The following is a 21177-nucleotide window of genomic DNA, read 5'->3' as shown; positions in this document are numbered from 1 at the left end:
CTGATTACTCATTATTGCACAAAATTAATAATTTATATTACATGTAAAACAAAGTTAGTATTATTTAGTCTTATTTGATTATTTGCACTTTCGCGAAGCGTATCCGAGCCTGTCGAGGATATAAGGTTCTTTGTGCCAATACTTACAGTACTTCCTTCGGTCGCAAAAGAACTGGGGGTGTTACGAAGTACGCAGAGCGGTCGTCAAAGCCCTGCAAATATTTTAAATTTAAAAAATTTATTTTTGACAAAATGTAGTTGTTTAGGTATATAAAACATTTATCATAAAAATAAATCATACTATAATTTTTTATATAAACTTTCATTATATTACTAATTTTATTCAAAATGCAGTAGTTTATTTTTATAAATAATTAATCTTCACGTATTTTCATATTGAATCTGTTTCTGAAGCTAGAATAAACGGAAGGTATTATTATAAGAGTGAACATCGTAGAGAATATAAGCCCTCCGCAAACTGCTATAGCTAAAGGTCTGTACATTTCGCTTCCGCTTCCTATTTCAAAAATCATAGGTAATAATCCTAATATTGTAGTCAATGATGTCATAAGTACAGGTCTTAATCTTCTTTTGCATGACTCTAATGCTGCATTATCCCAGCTTATATTTCTTTCTATTACAACCCTATTCATATAATCTATTAATACTATACCATTATTAACAACTATTCCTACAAGCATTATAATACCTATTCCGCTATAAACATTTAAAGTATTTCCTGAAAAGTACAAGAATATTAAAGCCCCGAATAATGCAAAAGGAACAGCCAAAGATATAACAAAAGGCGTAATATAAGATTCAAATTGCCCAGCTATTATGGCATATACAAATACTAAAGCCATTATTAAAGATACTATTAATTGGACAAATGCTTCTTGCATATCCTCATAATCTCCTGAAAAATTAACAGAAAATCCGCTTGGTATGTATATTTTATTAAGCTCTTTTCTAATATCTGTAATGATTTCATTTATAGGTCTTCCATAAGCACTAGCATTGATCTCTATTATTCTTTTATCATTCTTTCTATTAATTTCTATAGGTCCTGTAGATTTATGTATGCTTACAAGTGATGATATTGGAACTATACCATTTGAAGTGGGTATCATCATCTTTTGAATGCTTGAAATATCATCTCTGTTTCTATCCTCCAAACGAACTATTATATCAGTATCAACATATATAGAATTATTTAAAGTCATCTTGCTTGCTGTTGTACCGCTGAAAGAAGTTCTTATGATATTTGCAATGGTATTAATATTGATTCCCATTTTAGATACCAAATCTCTGTCTACATCAAAAATAAGTTCATGATTAGAATCATCTTCTTTTATCAAAACATTTCTAACACCTTCAACATTATTAACTGCAGCTATAACATTGCTTGCCACATCATATCCCCTGTCAAGATCATCTCCTACAAGCTCTATAATGATTGCACTGTAATTTTTAGGTTTTCCCATAGCTGTATTTTCAGAGTTAAGTTCTATTCTTCCGGGATATCCATTAACTTTATTTCTTATACTTTCTATATAATGAGTAATATCAAGTTTTCTTCCATTTTCTCTATCTATTAATTTTACTCTAACCTCTCCATGATGTTCATTTCTTCCTGTTCGCACTCTCGTTTCATAGTATGCCATATTATTGCTAACAGCACTTTCTATATCATGCTCCATTTTATTTATAAACATGTCAGTAAACTCTACCCTAGCCCCAACAGGAAGTCTTAACCTTGATATAATAGTACCTTCATCTGATACAGGATATCCTTCTTTACCTATATTCATTAATAATAAAAATAATGATATAGTCAATATAACAGATATTAAAGCAAATGATTTCTTTTTATTTTTTATTACTATCGCTAAAGTGCTTACATAAAATTTTTCTACATTATTATGAAGATTTTTATTAAAGAAATTTTCTGATTTTCTTAATAATAAATTCAATTTACTATCCGGATTTAATTTATTTAATCTTGAAGCTAAAAGCGGTACTATAGTCAAAGCCACAAAAAGAGAAGTTAATAATGATATAGAAACTGTAATACATAAATCACTAAACATCTGTCCCATTTGTCCTTTAACAAACAAAAACGGAAGAAATACGCATACGCTTGTTAAAGTTGAAGCTGTTATTGCTATAGATACTTCATTTGTTCCTATTATAGAAGATTTTATATTGTTTATTTTAATAGTTCTTTTATCATTTTTATTAATATTATATTTAGAATAATAATTGCTATAATAAAAAATATTTTCTAACACTACTATAGAATTATCAACCATCATTCCTACACCAAGCACAAGCCCTGAAAGAGATATTACATTAATAGTGATATTGAAAAAATACATCAATATAAAAGTAGTTATTACAGATACAGGTATTGATATGCTTATTATAAATACGCTTCTTATATCCCATAAATATATCATAAGAACCAAAACAGCAAATAAAGCTCCCTGCCAAACTGTATTCAAAACATTATGAATAGAATTCTTTATTGTATCCGAACTATTGAAAAGTATTTGATAATAAACACCTGAAGGTAAATTAATAGTACTGAGCCTTTTCTCTACATCTCTTGCTATCTGTATAATATTTCCGCCTGATTCTTTTGTTACAGCAATAGTTAAAGCTTTCTGTCCGTTTATGCGAACGATTTCTGAATCATCTTCATAATCCTCATGTACATATGCTATATCTCTTACCTTCACAGGATAAACTTGATTTTTAAGCATTATAACTACATCTTCAATATCATTAACTTCTTTAAACTCTCCTGTTGTTCTTATATTATATTTATATACGCCTTCATAAGTTTCACCGCCTGCAACATTCTGATTTTCTAAAGATAATGTATGTACTATATCATTAATATTTATAGAATATGCATTAAGTCTATTTAAATCTATATCTACACAAATTATCTTTTTTAATCCGCCTCTTATTTCTGTTTGTGCTACTCCTTCAACTTGTTCCAATCTTGTAAGTATTTGACTATCAACTAAATCATAGAGAGAAGCTAAATTATCCGTACCAAAAAAAGCTATATTCATTATAGGTTCTGAATCGGTTGAAAATTTAGATATATTTGGGTTATCTGCATCATCAGGCAAAGAAGATCTAACCATATCAATAGCTTCTCTTATATCATCAGCAGCAGTCTGTAAATCCGTTCCCCAATTAAATTCTATTTCAACATTAGATTCTGATTCTTTGGATTTTGATTTAATAGTTTTTACATTATTAACAGATGACACAGCACTTTCAATTATTCTTGTAACAGATTTCTCTACTTCCTCAGCTCCTGCGTTATCATAAGTTGTTTTTATGCTTATAATAGGAACTTCCATATTGGGAAGATAATTTATACTGAGTCTTGATATACTGATAAATCCAATTATGAACATGGATACCAATGTAACAAATACTGTTGTAGGTCTATTTACTATGAAAGTAATAAAGTTTTTCATTTTTTCGTAAATTTAAATCATAAAAATATTACGCAAATATGATATTAAATTCTAAAAAATATTCAATAGTTTTTATTATAAATTTTTATTCCTTTTAAACTACTAATAAATAATATTTGAAATTTATATTATTCATATAATTGCATAACAAAATATATATTTTTATTTTAATAAAAACTATTATAAAAATATATATACTAAAAATTTTTAAGTTTGTCATTTTTTAGTCAACTTTTTCCCGCCGCAAAAAGTTGCTGCTGCAGGCACACTTCGTGAGCCGTACTGCGATGAGGCACCACCGAGTAGCTGCCTTGCCTACGGCACGTAGAGCGTAGGCAAAAGAAGTGGGGGCTTACCCTACGGGTACGCTTCGCGGCACGTATGTGTGCTTAGCAGGGCAAAGCCCTGTAGATCTTTAAAATTTAAAAAAAATTATTTCTGACAAAATATAGTTGTTTAGGTATAATATAAAATTGACTATTCTTTTTTATTGTTTTTATCCTTATTATAAAGCATTTTTACTAGGAAAACTAATGCCACAATTATTAATATTTTTATTATAATACTAAGTATGCCATGAATACCAAAATGAGGCCCAAACAACATTGGAAAGTCAAAATAATTCCTAGCATGAGGATGATATGGAGGCGTATGAAACATTCTGTCAAATGCTGGAGAGCATGAACTCAATAAAAAAAGTGATAATATAGATGAAATTATAAAAGTGATTTTTTTAACATATTAGTTACCCATTATTTTATTTGCTTTATTAGACGAAAAAATTATAATAAAAGTTCCCTATAAATATTTATTTTTCATCAAAAAGTTGTATTATTATAATTAATCTAAATGGAAATAATTATGGAAATATTAGATTTAGAAAGAGCCGAATACGAGTTAAACAAAGCATACAAATCAAACCCTACTCCTTGGGCTGAACATTCAAGATATGTCGCTAAAGCTGCGAGGATAATAGCCTCTGAATACAATAAAAAATCAACTAATAAAAAATTAGATGAAGACAATTCCTACATATTCGGGCTTTTGCATGATATAGGAAGATACACTGGTATAAGTGTAGAAAGGCATTTAATAGACGGGTACAAATACTGCATTAATTACGGCTGGGAGAAAATGGCTCAAATATGCATAACTCATGCTTTCATGATACAAGATGTAAATACTGCAATAGGAAAATTTGATATGCCTGAAGAAGATTTCAACTTCATAAAAAATTTCGTTGCCAATGCTGTATATGATGATTATGATTTACTTATTCAATTATGCGATTGTCTTGCTTTACCTTCTGGATTTTGTTTGCTTGAAAAAAGGTTCGTTGATGCTGCTTTAAGATATGGAACATTTCCGCAAAGTGCCTTGAGGTGGAAAAGGGTATTTGAAATAAAATCGTATTTTGAAAGTACTATAGGAACTTCAATTTACAATTTACTTCCGAACATAAAAGACAATATTTTCTAAACACTTGCCGTGTGGCATCCCGCACGGTAACGCTCACACTTACATACAGTCAACTATACGCGACCGAAGGAAGTACCCGAAGGGTATGCGACTGATTACCCACTATTCGCCTAGCTTACGCACTCCCTACGGTCGGGGGCTTTCCGCATGGTAACGCTCACCATTACAGCAAGTACAATATATGTGTGGTTTATTATCCAACATCAAACAAAAATAAGAATTTGTAAAAAGATAATCTGCATGTTAAAATTAATAATAAAAAAATAAGGACTAAAAAATGCCTGTTATATCAAGATTTTATGGTATCATTATCAAAATGTATTTTCAGCAAAAAGAGCATAATCCTCCGCATTTTCATGCTATATATGGTGAGTATGTTGGGGTTATTGATATCAATGAATTAAAAATGATAGAAGGTGATTTACCTAATAAAGCATGTTCTCTTGTATTGGAATGGGCTAAAAATAATCAAGACGAACTTTTAAATATATGGAATACGCAAAACTTTAAACAATTAGAGCCTTTGGAGTAATTATGACTTTCCATAAAATTAAAAATGTTAAAGCTTTAGATAACCTCATTTTAGAAATAATATTTGAAAATGAAGAAATAAAATATTATGATATAAAAAAATTAATTTCTGAACATAAAGAATTTGAAATTTTGAATGACAAGACTTTATTTAATCTTGTAAAAGTAGATGTTGGCGGATACGGCATTTCTTGGAACGATGATTTGGATATATCATGTAATACTTTATACTACTCACCTAGCTAACGCACTACTCGCCGTAGGGGCTTCCCGCACGGTACTGCAAACCATTAAGGATAGACCTCTATACGTGCGGCTTATTATCCAATATTAAACAAAAAGAAATTAACTAAAAAGCCAACCCAAAAATATAAAAACTAACCCACAAACAGAAACTAACCCAGAAATAATTTTTTTGAAAATTTACCATATACCCCCACTGACCGAGCGTAGCGAGGAAATACCCGGACGAAGTCCACCGGAGGTGAGGGTACGCCCTTATAGTTAAACAAACATTTTTAACAAAATAAGCCTACAAACAGTAACTTTTTTAGAAAAAACACGAAAAAACTACGAGCTGTAGCACCTTCCCGCACGGTAACGCTCACACTTACAGAAAGTACAATATACGTGCGGCTGATTACCCAACATAAAATAAAAAAATAATTAAAAATATAATCACAACATAAATATTTTTTATTAAATATCAAATTTTATATACTAAACTTAATTATAATATTTACATCTATTTTTTAGCATAATATATACCTATTATTTTTTCTACTTCCTCCAAAGTTTTTTATTAATTCTATTTATATTACAGTATGAAGTAATCAAATCTATATATATTTTTTTACATATTTAGAAATATTTTTATCACTCAAAATTTTTCTTATTTCACTAGTATCTACATTCTGTTTATAATTTAATTTTATATCTTTTTCTATTAAAAAAATTATTGGTAAAGGCATTTCTTCTTTTAATTCATTTATACAATATATTAAATTTTCAGAACATAAATACTGAGAAGATATTTTTATGGTAAATATTGATATTAGATAATAAATTTGATAAACTATAAAATCTACAATATTTTTTATATTATTAATATTATCTATATCTTCTTCTAACATTTTTGTCTCAATCCAATTTACAAATTCTTTTTCCTCTTTTTGTAAGATACCAAATAAATTATTAGAAATTTTTAAAGATAATATAACTGAATTAGTAAAATATCTATATATATTATCCCTAAGTAAAGAAGCATGTCTACTTCTTATTATGCATCCCATTAACTCTATTGATTTAATTGATTTTTTTATTTCCAGAAAATTATCGTCATAAGTATCAGCTTCTTCATACATATCAGTGTTTAGATTATAATCTTCTTCAAATTTATCCATTCTTTTAAAATGATCTTCTCTGTTTTTTTCAATATCAATATTACTTAATACTATATTTGATATTTTTTCAGAATATTTATCTAAATGATTTACATCTTCATTTTTTAATGTCATTATTTTTTCATTTTTTAAATATGATAATATAGATGAATTTAAATATTCTAATATATCTGAATTTTTTGTATTATATATCAAAAACATAATAATATATGAATTTTCTAATATATGTAAATTATCTATCATTTTTTTATATCTTCCATATTATCATTTAAATTTTCTGAAAAATATTTTCCTAAAAAGAAATAATATATATATGGATAAGCAAAATGATATTCTCTAATATCTGAATAGACAAAAATTTTAGCATTATGTAGTTTTGACAATATTTTATCTATAGATATATTTTCATTTATATTATATCTAGTTTTATAATCATTTTCTAAAAAATCTAAAATCATTTCTTCTTTTAGTTTTTTATCTTTTATATTTTTACTAGTAATTCTTTTAAAAAATAAATAAGATATTTCTGAAAGAATATTTAAATACATATCAAATTGATTTAATTCAATATTAGCATTTAGTAAACATTGCGATATTAGAAAATAATAACAATAATATTCTGAAGTAATATTTACAGATAAACCTTTAGTATTATTATATAAAGAATATAAAATTGTATAGAAAAAAAATGGATATCTTGGCATTGTATACTTTAAGAAGATATTATTAATCAATGAAGAATAATATATCCTTTTTTGATTAAAATCTTCTTTTGTAAAATCAACAATTTCTAACCAATTATTTATCAGTTTATCTTCTAGAGCATAACCTAAAGGTAATATTTCATAACTAGTATCAAAAATAGAATTTTTTATTATTTGTAAATTGTACAATTTATCTGTTGTTATTATTAAATATATGTTTTTTTCTTTATTAAAAAACTCCAAAATTTTATTACGTTTATCTGAATTTTTTATTTGATGAAAATTATCTATAAATACAATCGTAGTTTCATTATCTGGAATACGATTGTAACATTTTTTTTTCATTCTTTCTATATGAGATTTAATAGGAAGTTGTATATCACCATTACCATCAATAAATATTGTTGTAAAACTATTTGATAAATTCATTATTAAATATTTTATACAAGAACTCTTCCCTGATAAACTATCACCACTTATCAGAATATTTTTAGGATTTTTTTCCATCATATCCATTAATACTTCTATACTAATTTTTTTATTAGAATATTCATCTTTTAATTCTATAGGAATATATAAATCAGATAATCTTATTTTTTTTCATATGATAAAACAGATAATTCCGTATTTTCTAAAAACTCATTAAAATCCTCTCTAAAAATACTAACATCACTATCACACAAAATATTGTCTAAATATTGAGTTATATTAATTTGAGTATTTTTATCCCCAGCAATTTGATCGCCTCCGACATTACTCTTAGATTGATTTATTTTATCTGACATAATTATTTAACCTCTTTTTTATTCCCACCAATTTGATCGCCTCCAACATTACTCCCAGATTGATCTATTTTTTTATTAATGTTAACCCCAACAAATCCAAAACCAATTATTGTTATAATATATCCTATAATATCACCTAATGTAACATCAAAAATTATATTCATGATAAACTCCTATTAATATATTCAATTAAAAAAATAATAATTAATTATAACACTTATTTATAAAAATTACACAATTTACAGTTCATATTACTAACTTTCTATAATATTTCTTTCTTCCTCCGATATATTATAAATAGAATAAACGGTTTTATCAATAAAAGAATTAATATATAAATAATTTACTGATTAAGTCTAAGTAAATCTATTCGTTCTACATTCATAGGCGATTGATTATAAATATAATTGCATTCTTTACATAAAGGTACTATATATGTCGTATCATGAGAATAATTAGGATAAACATGAGCTCCAACCTCAGCATCGTTATTACAAGCTAAATTAGAGCACTTTTGAAATTTTATTTCTTTTTTATCTTCCCAATATTCTTTCCAAGTATTATAACCACTTGGTGGATTTTCATTTGAAGTTCCTATTTTATTATATACTGTAATCATCATAACTCCTTTGTAATTTATATAAATTATAATAATGTAATAATTTTATTTAAACCTCTTATAGTTCCATTTAATCTCCTTCTATAATCCTTCTTTCTTCATCATTTAAATTATAAATAGAAAATATCAAATTATCAAGTTGTTTTTCACAAGCGGAAATCTGCCTATTTATCATATTTAAAGAGTTAGGATTTTTTTCTGATATAAGCTTTTTATTTAGAATTATCATAGAGTCAACTAATTCTATAATTTTATCGTATTTTTCTTTTTCTTCTTTTTTATTTAAATCTATTTTATATATAGGTAATTCATTAATATGATATGCTTGTATCTCTGGGAATATATCTTCTTTTTTAGTAGTAAAATATTTTTTAAAGAAAAAGTTTAACAATTTAGAATTAAGTAAACCCAATATATATTTTAAATTATAATCTTTGGAAATTAAAGAATATAAATTTTTAATAAAATAATAATTTTCATTATCATAAGTAGCTATTAATTGATTTGCAACTCTCCTAATTAAAATCTTTTCTACTTCTGAAAATAACTTTAATCTTGATACTTCTTTGTGATTTTCTAAACAATATGTATTCTCATATACTATCTGATATTTTGAAACTTCTTCACCTAGTAAAGTTGGTATGCCTGATTTATTTTCTCTAATATCTTTTTTACCAATTTCCATACCTCTTTTTAAACTGCATATTTCTGAAACTTTCACACTTATTGATAACATTTTATTAATAATATTTATTTCTTCTTCTGAAACTATTGTATTAAAAATTATATTTGGAAAATTATAAAACATATTTTTATCCATAGTTTTTACAAATGTAACATCTTTATTTGGATAATAGTCATATATTTTTATATCTTCTTTTTTATCATCTTTTGAAACTAGAAAAACTATACACTCGGTACTAACATTTTTAAAAGCCTTTCCAACTTCTACTAATTGTTTAATATTATATTTTAAAAATAATTTTCTTACTTCTTCACTATCTATATTAAATTTTAAAAATCTAGGAACAATGAAACTAACTACCCCATTTGATTTTGATAAATAAGATATAGATTTCTCTATAAAAAGACTGTATAAATCAATTTGACCTTTATATACAGAATATCTATCTTTAAAATAATCTAACTGTATTTTATCTAATAAATGTATTCTTACATAAGGCGGATTGCCTATCACCACATCGAAACCGCCCCCTTTAAAAATATTTTTAAACTCGTCCTCCCAATCAAAACAATTTATTTTATATTGCGTCTCCTCGTCAAAATAAAGCACCGACTGACTCTCGTAAAAATCATTGCCTATTAAACTATTACCGCATTTGATATTGTCCTCCAATGACGGTAAAGCTCGCTCATTAAATAAATCCTGATTGTTCTGTATTGACGCCGGACTCTCTCCCTCCAAACATTTCATAAGTAATGATAATTTCGTTACCTCTACCGCATTGCTGTCTATGTCCACTCCAAATATATTGTTGCGTAATATCTGCTTCTTTATCCAAATTGTTAAATCCCCATTCTCTTTTATTACATCTTCTTTTGAACCCTTAAACTTCGCCCTGTCCTTTATCTTGTTGTAATATTCAATATGATAATTAAGTAAATATTTATACGCCCCAAGTAAAAAACTTCCGCTGCCGCAAGCCGGATCCAATATTTTTATATTCGCTATCTCCTCAGGCTTCTTCCCCTTTATAGCCTCCCCAACCGTATTCGCTACTATATAATCAACTATATACTCAGGTGTATAATAAACCCCTCCTGCCTTACGCACCTCTGGTTTTAATTCTATCTTCGCACTATGGTTCTTCCCTATAGTGATAGTCTTACCCAAAAACTGCTCATAAGCATTCCCTATTATCTCAACCGGTATCACTGAAAACTGATAAGGATTCCTAGGTGTATAAAGCTCCTCTATTATCTCCTTTATTGTTTTATCATCTATATTTAAATTTTTTACTATATCATCTTCATTAAATAATCCGGAATTATATTTCTCATTGGCCTTATCAAAAATATAATTCAAATTACAATAATAACTATTTTCAGCATTAAAACCATAATTCTTAAAATCATCTTCATTTTTATTTTTAGGATTAGCCAAAGCAAGAAGCCCATAATTTTCAACATTCCTATCCTCAGCCACCCTCAAAAATATAATCCTGTCAATAATCTGCTGAACCGCATAATTTATATCCTTCTCGCTCATCTCCTTATTAAGCTTACTTATCACAACAGCCAATTTCGTCCTAAGCTCATCTAAAGTATTAAGAAAATGAACATCAACTGTTTCGCTTCCCTTTCTATTGCATAAGTTCTCCGAATAAGCATCTAAAGAACCATTAGCAACATTATCCCTTTCAAATAAATCGTATATATAATCAAAAACTTCCTCTTTCAAATAATCTTCATAAGTGAAATATTTTATTCTAGCTGCCTCAGTCCTGTCATTTTCTTTTGGACGCACAGTACAATCATAAATGGCAAGCTCCTCAAAATCCGTTAAAATACTCACACCAAGTTTTGCACTCCAAGCATAAGACCTTAACTGAAATGCAGGCTTACTGTCATTTTTTATATCAACTTTAGTATCTTTAGCCTCAACAAAGAATACCCTTTTACCCTTAAAATAAAACCCATAATCAGGAAATTTAGTCTTACCTTTCACCTTCACTATATCTTCATGTATAACTTCCCTCTTACCTTTTTCATTGCCGACATCCCAATCTAAAGCCTCAAAAAATTTATCAATATAATACCTTCTAGTCTCAGTTTCATTTTTACTTTTTGTACCATTTTTGAAATTATCTACTAAATGCCCTATAATATCATAAGATTTTTGTTTAGCTGAATTATATTTAGCCATAAACACCTCTTTTTCACAATACTTTTTATATAGTATACAAAATTTTACTTAAATATTCAATAATAATACAAATAAAAAAGGCAGCCATTATTCATAGCCGCCCTTTTATTTTTTTAATAATATTTAACAAATTAATAATAAAAATATTTGAACTAAAAAATGCAGTCTTTTTGGTTCTTTGGGTCACCAAAAGAACTGGGGTTTGGGGCAAAGCCCCAATTAAAATATAATTTTTTTTAATATTCAAATATAATTATCTCACTGCCTCAGCACATCTAGTACATAACTCTTTATGCTCGCTGTCTGTTCCTACACTGTCATAATGTCCCCAACAGCGTACGCATTTTTCATGACTAGCTTTCTCTGTCTTAACGAAAGAAACGCCGCCCTCTATAAATGTATCGTCCTTGCTGTCAGAAAGTGTTACTTTACTTACAATGAATATTTCGTTTAAATATTTTTCATATTTAGTAAGTAATTCTTTAGTTGCTGGTTCTTTAGTGCATATTGTTACATAAGCCTCTAAAGATTTACCTATTGTGCTATTATCTCTAGCTCTTTCAAGTGATAATAATACATCATCGCGTACTTTAAGAATTGAAGCCCATTCTTTTTCTAACTCTAAATCAATTAAATTGTCATCAGCTTTAGGATATAACTCTAAATGTACAGAAGAAGCATTTTCTCCTTTGTAGTATCCCCAAACCTCATCAGTTGTGAAAGGAAGTACCGGAGCTATTATTTTTACTAATACATCTAATATTTCAACAAGTACAGTCTGAGCACTTCTTCTTGAAACAGAATCTTTTCTATCACAGTATAATCTGTCTTTGATAATGTCAAAGTAAGTAGCAGAAAGCTCAACAACACAGTAATTTATAAGTCTTTGATAGAATAAATGGAACTCATAACCATCGCAAGCCTTCTCAGCAACTTTTATAAAACTATGAAGTCTTGATAAAGCATATCTGTCTACAGGAAGTAAATCTTTAACTTCAATTTTATCTTTAGTGAAATCAAAATCAGAAATGTTTCCTAACAAATATCTGAAAGTGTTTCTTATTTTTCTGTAATTGTCAGCAATAGCCTTCATCATGTTATCACCAACACGTGCATTGTGAGTGAAGTCTTCACTTATACACCAAAGTCTTAATATATCAGCACCGTATTTGTCAATAACTTCTAAAGGTGAAACAACATTGCCTGCACTCTTATGCATAGCTCTGCCTTGTTCGTCTAAAGTCCAACCATGAGTTACAAGCTCTTTGTATGGAGGTATTCCTCTTATAGCCATAGAAGGCCAAATTGCAGCTTGGAACCAACCTCTGTATTGGTCGCCTCCCTCTAAATATATATCAACAGGGAAAACCCCGTCTAAATCTTTATTAGTTTTCTGTGCAGCAAAAGATGATACACCAGAATCGAACCAAACGTCCAAAATATCTTGCTCTTTATCAAAATCACAGCTTCCGCATTCGCATTTAGTGCCTTCAGGAAGTAAATCTTTAGCCTCTAATTCAAACCAAACATCCATTCCTTTAGTTTTTACTATTTCAGCAAAATGTCTTGTAGACTCAGCAGTTAATAAAGTTTTTCCGCAGTTCTTACAATAGAATGCAGGTATAGGAACTCCCCAAGAACGCTGTCTTGATAAACACCAGTCAGGACGATTTTCAAGCATTTTCTGCATTCTATCATGTCCCCAAGTTGGATACCATTTAATATTATCTAAAGCTTTAACTGTTCTTTTATCTATATTATCATGTGTCATATTCATAAACCACTGAGAAGTAGCTCTGAATATCAATGGATTTTTACATCTCCAGCAAATAGGATAACTGTGAGTAACTTTTTCTTTATGATATAATGAACCGTTATTTTCAAGTATCTCTACTACTTTAGGATTTGCATCTCTTACTTTCATTCCCTGCATTTCTGGGAAATCGCTTGTATATCTTCCAGCTTTATCTACAGGACAATATATTTCAAGTCCGTAATTCATACCAGTTTGATAGTCTTCCATACCATGACCAGGTGCAGTGTGAACTATACCAGTACCAGCAGTAGCTTCAACATAATCAGCAAATACAACAGCAGATTTTCTGTCTTTTATGAATGGATGAGCTATTTCAAGTTTTTCAATCTCTTCCATAGATACAGGAATCATATCTCTGCCTTCTGCTTTCATATCTTTTTTAGATAGAACAGTATCAACCAAAGAAGTTGTCATTATTGCATATCTTCCGTCTATTTCAACAGCAACATATTCTAAATCTCTATTGAAAGCACAAGCCATGTTTGAAGGCAATGTCCAAGGAGTAGTAGTCCATATCATAACATCAACATTACCGTCTAATTTATCATTAATTTTATTTAATACTGGGAATCTTACATAAACGCTTGTAGAAGTATGATTATCATCGTATTCTATTTCAGCAGCAGCCAATGCAGTTTCACAATCCATACACCAGTGAATAGTTCTTAAACCTTTATATATGTAACCTTTCTCTACTAACTGTGCAAATACTTCAACTATTTCAGATTCATATTCAGGCGACATAGTAAGATAAGGATTTTCCCAATCTCCCATTACTCCAAGTCTTTTAAACTCCTTTCTTTGAATATCAATATATTTCTGAGCATAAGCACGGCATTTTTTTCTCATTATAAATTTAGAAGTTTCTTTATATTTATCTCCTAAACTCTCCTGCACCTTTAATTCTATAGGCATACCATGACAATCCCAACCAGGAACATAAGGAGAATCAAAACCTTTAGCAGATTTATATCTTACAATAATATCTTTAATAATTTTATTCAATGATGTTCCAATATGAATGTCTCCATTCGCATAAGGCGGTCCATCATGTAAAATACATTTAGGAGCACCTTTTCTTAATTCTCTAAGTTGTTGATAAAGTTTTTCATCTTCCCATTTTTTTATTATTTTGGGTTCTTTTTCCTTTAAACCTGCTTTCATAGGAAAAGCGGTTTTAGGCAAATTGATAGTAGAACTATAATCCATCTTATTTTTTGCTCCATTGATTAAATTTTTCTTTAATAAAATTTTTACTACTTTATAAAGATATTCAATTCTATACTATAAGTAGGAATTTTACAAGTTTTTATTTTATATAAAAATATATATTATTTAAATAAAAAATACATTTAATTTATACTAAAAATTTTAAATTTATCAAAATTAGTTTTTATATTGTTATTATTTTCTGAGACTAGTACCAGCCCCCAGTTCTTTTGTTGACACAAAGAACCAGACAAAGTCCGCCTACGGCGAAAGACTGCATTTTTGACATAAAATGATAGTGTTATATTACATTTAACATATATTCTTAAATTATTAAGCTGTAGTATATGCGTTTTTTTCAACTTTGACGAAGTCCGCAGAGCGTGTGCGGCAAAAAAGTTGATAATAATTATATAATATGTAGTAGTCGGCAAAATGAAATCGTTTTAGTATATACTGAAAATTTTTAAGTTTGTCAATTTTTTATTGTTCTTTTTCCCGCCGCAAAAAGAACCATACGGAGTACGCCTCGCTCTGCGTGCCTCCGGCAGGCGAAAGTGCAAATGTAAAATTAGTACTAAAGCATACAAACTTTGTTTTACATGTAATATAAATTATTAATTTAAGATAAAATATAGCCCTTTTGCTTCTTTGTGGCACGCCACAGGCACTCCCTACGGTCGCAAAAGAAGTGGGGGCTGGGGCAAAGCCCCAGATATAAAAACAAAAATATAAATTTATTTTTGACAAAATATATTTGTTTAGGTATATTTTATTCTTTTACATATATTATTTCTTAATTAAACATATCAGTAAGTCTAAAATCCCATATCATAAATATTAATAAAGTATATATAAATCTTTTTGACACTTCTTTGTTTTCATTATTTGTAAATTCAATATTTATTTTGATTTTATCCTTATAATCAGCATAATCAGTTTCACCGTTAATTTTTGCTTTTATTGTAAAAGTATCTCCATCATCAAGAGTTAAAGTATATTCTTTAATTGTTCTATATTCTGTATATAAAGGAAACATACCATATCTCATTCCAAAGGCTTTGAAAGTACCGTAAGCAATTTCTATATTTTGAAGCTTATCTATTTCATTTTCTAAATTATTTTTATCAATATTTATTATGCTTAATTGATTTATAGTCTGAGACAGTTCATAATCTTGTAATTGTTGTCTCCACTTTGTAATTGTTTCTTCTTCCATTTCGATAGGGCTTGCTAAACTAATAAAACTATTATTATCAATTTTCACTTCTTCATCATTACAATTTGTATAGCTTCCATCTCCTGCATATCTAAATGTTGTTATAAAATTATTACTATTGTTGTATAAACTCCATATAAGAGATAAGTCAAATTTATTCATTATTGGGTTATCAATAAATATTTCTTTGAAAAAATCATAATTATATTTATCTCCTGCAATGAGTAATTGATTTAATATATACGAGAATTTTTTTATCATATTAGAAACTTGTTCTCTTATATGTTTTATTTCTTCTTTTTTGTTTTCATCTAAATTTCTTGGAATAGATTTTAATATTTTACTTTCTTTTATATCGAATATACTTACAGAATAATCATTGTTTAGTATTAATTTATAATTTTCATCAAGAATCTTTTCGCTATTTTTGTCAAAGCCAATATTTGAATTATATTTCAATTCTAAATTATAAAAAGGATTTTTTTTATATTTTGCAATTTCTATCAAAATATCTAAAGCATTGTTTTTTGTTGCCATTTTTTTAGCATTATTATATATATTAAATAATATTTTAATGGTGTATTCATTTTCTTTATTTAAAGATAATATATTAAAAAATAATTTTGATTCGCCGTCTTTTTTGTATATTTCTTCTAATGCTTCATAGCCACCATATAATCCATAAATTAATTGTGCTGTTTCCTTATCTGTTTCTTTATAAATATTATAAGCAAAGCTCAAAAAACTTTCTTTATCAAGCAGCTCTATAATAGAATCAATTTCAACAATACGATAAATATACTTCTTTAATTCTAAATATTTCAAATATATGTATTTTATTACCTTTATATTAACTTCTCTTGATTTATCTTTTATTAATACACTAGCTTCTTTTATAAAATCAACTTTCTTTTCATCTTTTTTATTTAAATTATTTTCAATATAATCTTCTGCTTCTTCTATACTTTTAAAAATTTTTAAATCTGATAAATCTTTTAATTCATTATAATAAGTATTTTCTAATTTTCTTTTGAAAGATATTATTTTCTTATTTTTACTTTCGGAAGCTATTTTATGAGCTTCTTTCAAATTGTCTTTTATAATATCATTACCGTAATAATAATCACCTAATACATGTAAATATAAAGTCCATTTCAAATTTTTAAAATTTTGAAAGTTATTACAGAATTGAAAAATATTTTCCATAGAATTAACTTGACTAATATCCCAATTTTCTAAAGAACTGTACTTATTAAAATTATAAGTACCGCCAAACATGTAACTCATATTTTTTACTTTATTAACATTCCATTTATCAAGAGGCTGATTAAACTTTGAAGCCAAATAAAACATATATGATGTATCTTTAACATTTGATATATCCCAATCATTTAAAGGCTGATTGAACTCAAAAGATTGTGCAAACATACAATACATATTTTCAACATTAGATACATTCCAACTATTAAGCGGCTGATTAAATTTACTGCATCCCTCAAACATACAAGTCATATCTTTAACACTCTCAACATTCCAAGATGAAATATCCTGATTAAATTCCATAGCATCATTAAACATATAATTCATAATTTTTACTTTATGAACATTCCAATTATTAAGAGGCTGATTGAATTTAATTGCATACCTAAACATATAGCCCATATCTTCAACATTAGATACATTCCAGTTATTTATATTATGATTAAATTTACGGGCAAAAGAAAACATTGAGTTCATACTTACAACATTTGAAGTATCCCAAATTTCTATACCTGAAAAATCTTCTCTTTCGCTTCCTGAAAATAATCCGCTCATATCTTTAATAAGGCTCGTGTCTATATCGCCTAAATAAATACTTTCATCTTGTACTATTTCATATAATTCTTTTAAAATTTCTGGTTTGTATTTATGCATATATTTATCCGTAATTTTTATCTTAACAGTATAATATATTTATTTAAGAATTTCTATTAACTAAATATATACTAAAAATTTTTAAGTTTGTCAATTTTTTTATTGTTCTTTTTCCCGCAGCACGCCACAGGCGGACAGCGTCAAAGAACCATACGGAGTACGCCTGCGGCGAAAGTGCAAGTAGAAAATTAGTACTAAATCATACTAAAATCGTTTTACATGTAAGATAGGTTATTAACTTAAGCTAAATATAGTCTTTTTGCTTCTCGCCGTAGGCGGGCTTCGCCTGGGACACCAAAAGAAGTGGGGTGCGGGGCAAAGCCCTGCAGATATTTAAAATTAAAAAAATTATTTCTGACAAAGTATATTTGTTTAGGTATATATTGATTTTTTAGCTATTTTAACGCACGGTTAGTAAAATTTATATATAATTAAAATTCTGATTTATAATTAATATATATTATAAATTTTCCTATGCGTACGGTGGTTAATACAATAAATTTAAAAAAATCTTGGGTGGGTGTTATAATCACAATATAAAACAAAAAAGAAAAGTAATACAAAAATGACAAATGAAATTAAAAAATATAAAGGGTGGGCAAATGTAATTAAATTTTTTACTTTAATTACATACCCCGCTCTTTAATATTTATAGTCTATTTTTGAAATTCTAATTTAAATTTGTTTTTTAATTAAACTAGAAAATATAGCACCCGCCAAAGTTTTTATTAGATATCGAATTTTCTTAACATACGGTTAGTTTATTATTTTTTATAGTATAAATTAGTAATAAAAATTTATTTGTATTTTAACTTACTTACCGTGCGTAAATATTTGAAAGTCTTCTTATCGACATAACAATTTTACATTTAATTATATATTGCAATACATAATTAAGTTATAACAAAAATTAAATTAGCAAATAAATATAAAAATGTTTATATTATAAAAAAATTAAAATAAGTATTAATTATACTTTTAATAATTGATTTTTTGGGTAAAACATAAAAAAATGAATTTACTACTATTTTAATTTTAAATATAATATATTATTATTTTTAATAAAAATATTAAGGAGCTTTATTATGATTAAAAAAATTCTAACAATCTTTTTAACCCTATTTCTAGTAGGTATATTATCAGTAAGCTGTTCAAATGCTGACAAAACAGGATCAGGAGAAACTACAAAAGGCATAGAGCAGTATAATGGAAATAATTATGTATCAACATCTACTGTATCTGCTAACCAATATTTATGGGTATTAGTAAAAGATGGTAAAATTGATATGGTTACTGATACTGATAATAACACTGCCCCTACATATGGAACAGATATTGATTTTTCAGTAACAGGTTCTACTAGTACAGATTATGTTTTTAGTTCAGCAGATGGAACAATAGCAGGTAGTTTAAGATTTGCTCCCGATGGTTCTATTTTAGTTGTTAGATTTACAAAAAATCCTGATGCATCTGAATCAATTTTAAATACTGATATAACTTGTAATAAAAAATAATCAATTATATTTTTTTGTAATTAAAGGCTTTGCTTGATTTTTTAGATAAAGACTTTTATTTATAGATGCATATAAAAAATAAAAGCGTATAAAAGATTTATATATTCTTATATACGCTTTTTTATTAACTATCTATTTTTTATTAAAATTCTATTCAGTTTTTGCAGAATCAGGCTTAGGCTGTATTATAGCAGAAAGAACTAAGAATACTACTAAACTTGCAACTATACCAGGTATTATAGGGTCAACTCCAAATAAATTAATATTTTTATTGTATTGGAAGAATATTGTAACAACACTTCCAGCTATTAACGAACCCATACTTGCAACTGCAGAAAGTTTTTTGTTTGTGTAGTTACCAAATAAATATGGTATAAATACACCTGCAGCACGCAAGCTGAATGAGAACATCAATATTGTTATTAAGTTTGAAGCCTTGAAAGCTATAAACATAGATATAAGCCCAACAGCAACCATACATGCTCTGCCAAGAAAAAGTAATTGTTTGTCAGTAGCATCTTTATTAATGTATTTTTTGTATATATCATTTGTAGCTATTACTGATACAGCAAGCATATCAGAGTCAGCTGATGACATAGTAGCAGATATTAATGCCGAGAATAATAAACCCACTATTACGGGAGGCATTGTATGCATAGCAAGTACAGGTAAAATATATCTAGTACCTTCAGAAGTAAGAAGCTCAGAAGTAAGAAGTCCGTCTTTAACAACACTTGAAGCAATCAAACCTAAAAATGCAGGGAATAAAGAATATAATATACATACCAATCCGCCGACTAAAGAACCTATCATTAAAGATTTAGAGTCCCTAGCAGAAAAGAATCTTTGACTAATTTCAGGACCTACAGAATATGAAGCAATATACATTATAGTTAATGATATTATAGTAGGCCAGCCCATACCTGCAGTAAAAGATTTTTGTGCAGGTGTTAAATTTGCAAGTACATGATCAAAACCGCCTGCATAATTCAAAGCAAAAGGTATAGCAACTAAACTTCCTATAAATACTAATGAACCTTGAATCAAATCTGTAAAAGCAACTCCCCAAAGTCCGCCCATAGAAGAATAAGCAGTAACTACTATTGTAACAATTACTACAGATAATTTATAATTCCAGCCAGTCATAACTGTTAATATACTTGCTGAAGCTATTATCTGAGCTGCTGTTATACCTATCATAGGAAGCCCCATTATAATAGAAGTAACTAATGCATTTGCTTTACCATATCTTTTATAAAAATATTCTGATACAGTAGTAACCATTGCATTTCTGAATCTTTGAGCTAAAAATGCTAAAACAAGATAAGCAATAGAAGCTGTTATTACATACCAAACAGCAGAAAGTCCCCATTTACCGAAAGCCTGTTCTGCTAGACCTAATGATGTACCTCCACCAATATTTGTAGCAGCCAAAGTTCCTGCCAAAAGTACAGGTCCCAAATTCCTTCCAGCTAATGCAAAATCATTGCTGTTGCTGATTTTTTTACTGGAATATACTCCTATAAGAAGCATAGCTACCAAGTATAGAACTACTATAATTATTACTATAGTTCCGCCCATAATGAAAACTCCTTAAA

The 21177-nt window shown here is 27.8% G+C and carries 15 protein-coding genes; 4 read left to right on the top strand and 11 right to left on the bottom strand.

What is annotated here, in order from left to right; translation table 11 throughout:
* Positions 1–373: 373 nt before the first annotated feature.
* Positions 374–3499, bottom strand: coding sequence for an efflux RND transporter permease subunit (locus BINT_RS02720; protein WP_014487023.1), 3126 nt, complete (start codon positions 3497–3499; stop codon positions 374–376).
* A gap of 477 nt (positions 3500–3976) precedes the next feature.
* On the bottom strand, positions 3977–4189 hold the full coding sequence (locus BINT_RS02715; RefSeq protein ID WP_234944348.1) for a hypothetical protein: 213 nt from the start codon (positions 4187–4189) through the stop codon (positions 3977–3979).
* Between the two features lie 171 nt (positions 4190–4360).
* Between BINT_RS02715 and BINT_RS02710 the strand changes: the two genes are divergently transcribed.
* The 3 genes from BINT_RS02710 (at position 4361) to BINT_RS02700 (ending at position 5755) form a co-directional block, all read left to right on the top strand.
* Positions 4361–4978, top strand: coding sequence for an HD domain-containing protein (locus BINT_RS02710; protein WP_014487021.1), 618 nt, complete (start codon positions 4361–4363; stop codon positions 4976–4978).
* Between the two features lie 277 nt (positions 4979–5255).
* The gene (locus BINT_RS02705; protein WP_008722843.1) at positions 5256–5510 is read left to right on the top strand and encodes a DUF4160 domain-containing protein; all 255 of its coding nucleotides are present in this window, start codon (positions 5256–5258) and stop codon (positions 5508–5510) included.
* A gap of 2 nt (positions 5511–5512) precedes the next feature.
* Positions 5513–5755, top strand: a complete 243-nt coding sequence (locus tag BINT_RS02700; protein WP_014487020.1) for a DUF2442 domain-containing protein — start codon at positions 5513–5515, stop codon at positions 5753–5755.
* Positions 5756–6348: 593 nt separating this feature from the next.
* Here the strand turns inward: BINT_RS02700 and BINT_RS02695 are convergent.
* The 8 genes from BINT_RS02695 to BINT_RS02665 all read right to left on the bottom strand — a co-directional run bounded on the left by BINT_RS02695 (position 6349) and on the right by BINT_RS02665 (position 18065).
* Entirely contained in the window at positions 6349–7155 is an 807-nt protein-coding gene (locus tag BINT_RS02695) for a hypothetical protein (RefSeq protein WP_041177199.1), read from the bottom strand.
* On the bottom strand, positions 7152–8144 hold the full coding sequence (locus tag BINT_RS02690) for an STAND family AAA ATPase (protein ID WP_268741614.1): 993 nt from the start codon (positions 8142–8144) through the stop codon (positions 7152–7154). The genes BINT_RS02695 and BINT_RS02690 overlap by 4 nt, the downstream gene beginning before the upstream one ends.
* Before the next feature lie 62 nt (positions 8145–8206).
* Entirely contained in the window at positions 8207–8401 is a 195-nt protein-coding gene (locus BINT_RS02685; RefSeq protein ID WP_014487019.1) for a hypothetical protein, read from the bottom strand.
* A gap of 2 nt (positions 8402–8403) precedes the next feature.
* Positions 8404–8565 (bottom strand): hypothetical protein, encoded by a 162-nt coding sequence (locus BINT_RS14785; protein WP_014487018.1) that lies wholly within the window; start codon positions 8563–8565, stop codon positions 8404–8406.
* 179 nt (positions 8566–8744) lie between these two features.
* Positions 8745–9020 (bottom strand): hypothetical protein, encoded by a 276-nt coding sequence (locus tag BINT_RS02680; protein WP_041177197.1) that lies wholly within the window; start codon positions 9018–9020, stop codon positions 8745–8747.
* A gap of 70 nt (positions 9021–9090) precedes the next feature.
* Positions 9091–11907 carry an Eco57I restriction-modification methylase domain-containing protein gene (locus BINT_RS02675; protein WP_014487017.1) on the bottom strand — a complete coding sequence of 939 codons (2817 nt, stop codon included), beginning with the start codon at positions 11905–11907 and terminating at the stop codon, positions 9091–9093.
* Between the two features lie 253 nt (positions 11908–12160).
* Positions 12161–14932 (bottom strand): isoleucine--tRNA ligase, encoded by a 2772-nt coding sequence (gene ileS / locus BINT_RS02670; RefSeq protein ID WP_014487016.1) that lies wholly within the window; start codon positions 14930–14932, stop codon positions 12161–12163.
* Between the two features lie 796 nt (positions 14933–15728).
* The gene (locus tag BINT_RS02665; protein WP_014487015.1) at positions 15729–18065 is read right to left on the bottom strand and encodes a BspA family leucine-rich repeat surface protein; all 2337 of its coding nucleotides are present in this window, start codon (positions 18063–18065) and stop codon (positions 15729–15731) included.
* A gap of 1085 nt (positions 18066–19150) precedes the next feature.
* Here BINT_RS02665 and BINT_RS02660 point away from each other — a divergent pair.
* A complete protein-coding gene (locus tag BINT_RS02660) occupies positions 19151–19579 on the top strand; it encodes a hypothetical protein (protein WP_014487014.1) in 429 nt (142 codons plus the stop codon).
* Between the two features lie 150 nt (positions 19580–19729).
* Here BINT_RS02660 and BINT_RS02655 read toward each other — a convergent pair whose 3' ends face one another.
* Entirely contained in the window at positions 19730–21160 is a 1431-nt protein-coding gene (locus BINT_RS02655; protein WP_014487013.1) for a sodium:solute symporter family protein, read from the bottom strand.
* Positions 21161–21177 lie beyond the last annotated feature (17 nt).

The organism is Brachyspira intermedia PWS/A (genome assembly GCF_000223215.1).
Taxonomy (GTDB): domain Bacteria; phylum Spirochaetota; class Brachyspiria; order Brachyspirales; family Brachyspiraceae; genus Brachyspira; species Brachyspira intermedia.
This window is presented reverse-complemented; position numbering and strand designations above follow the sequence as displayed.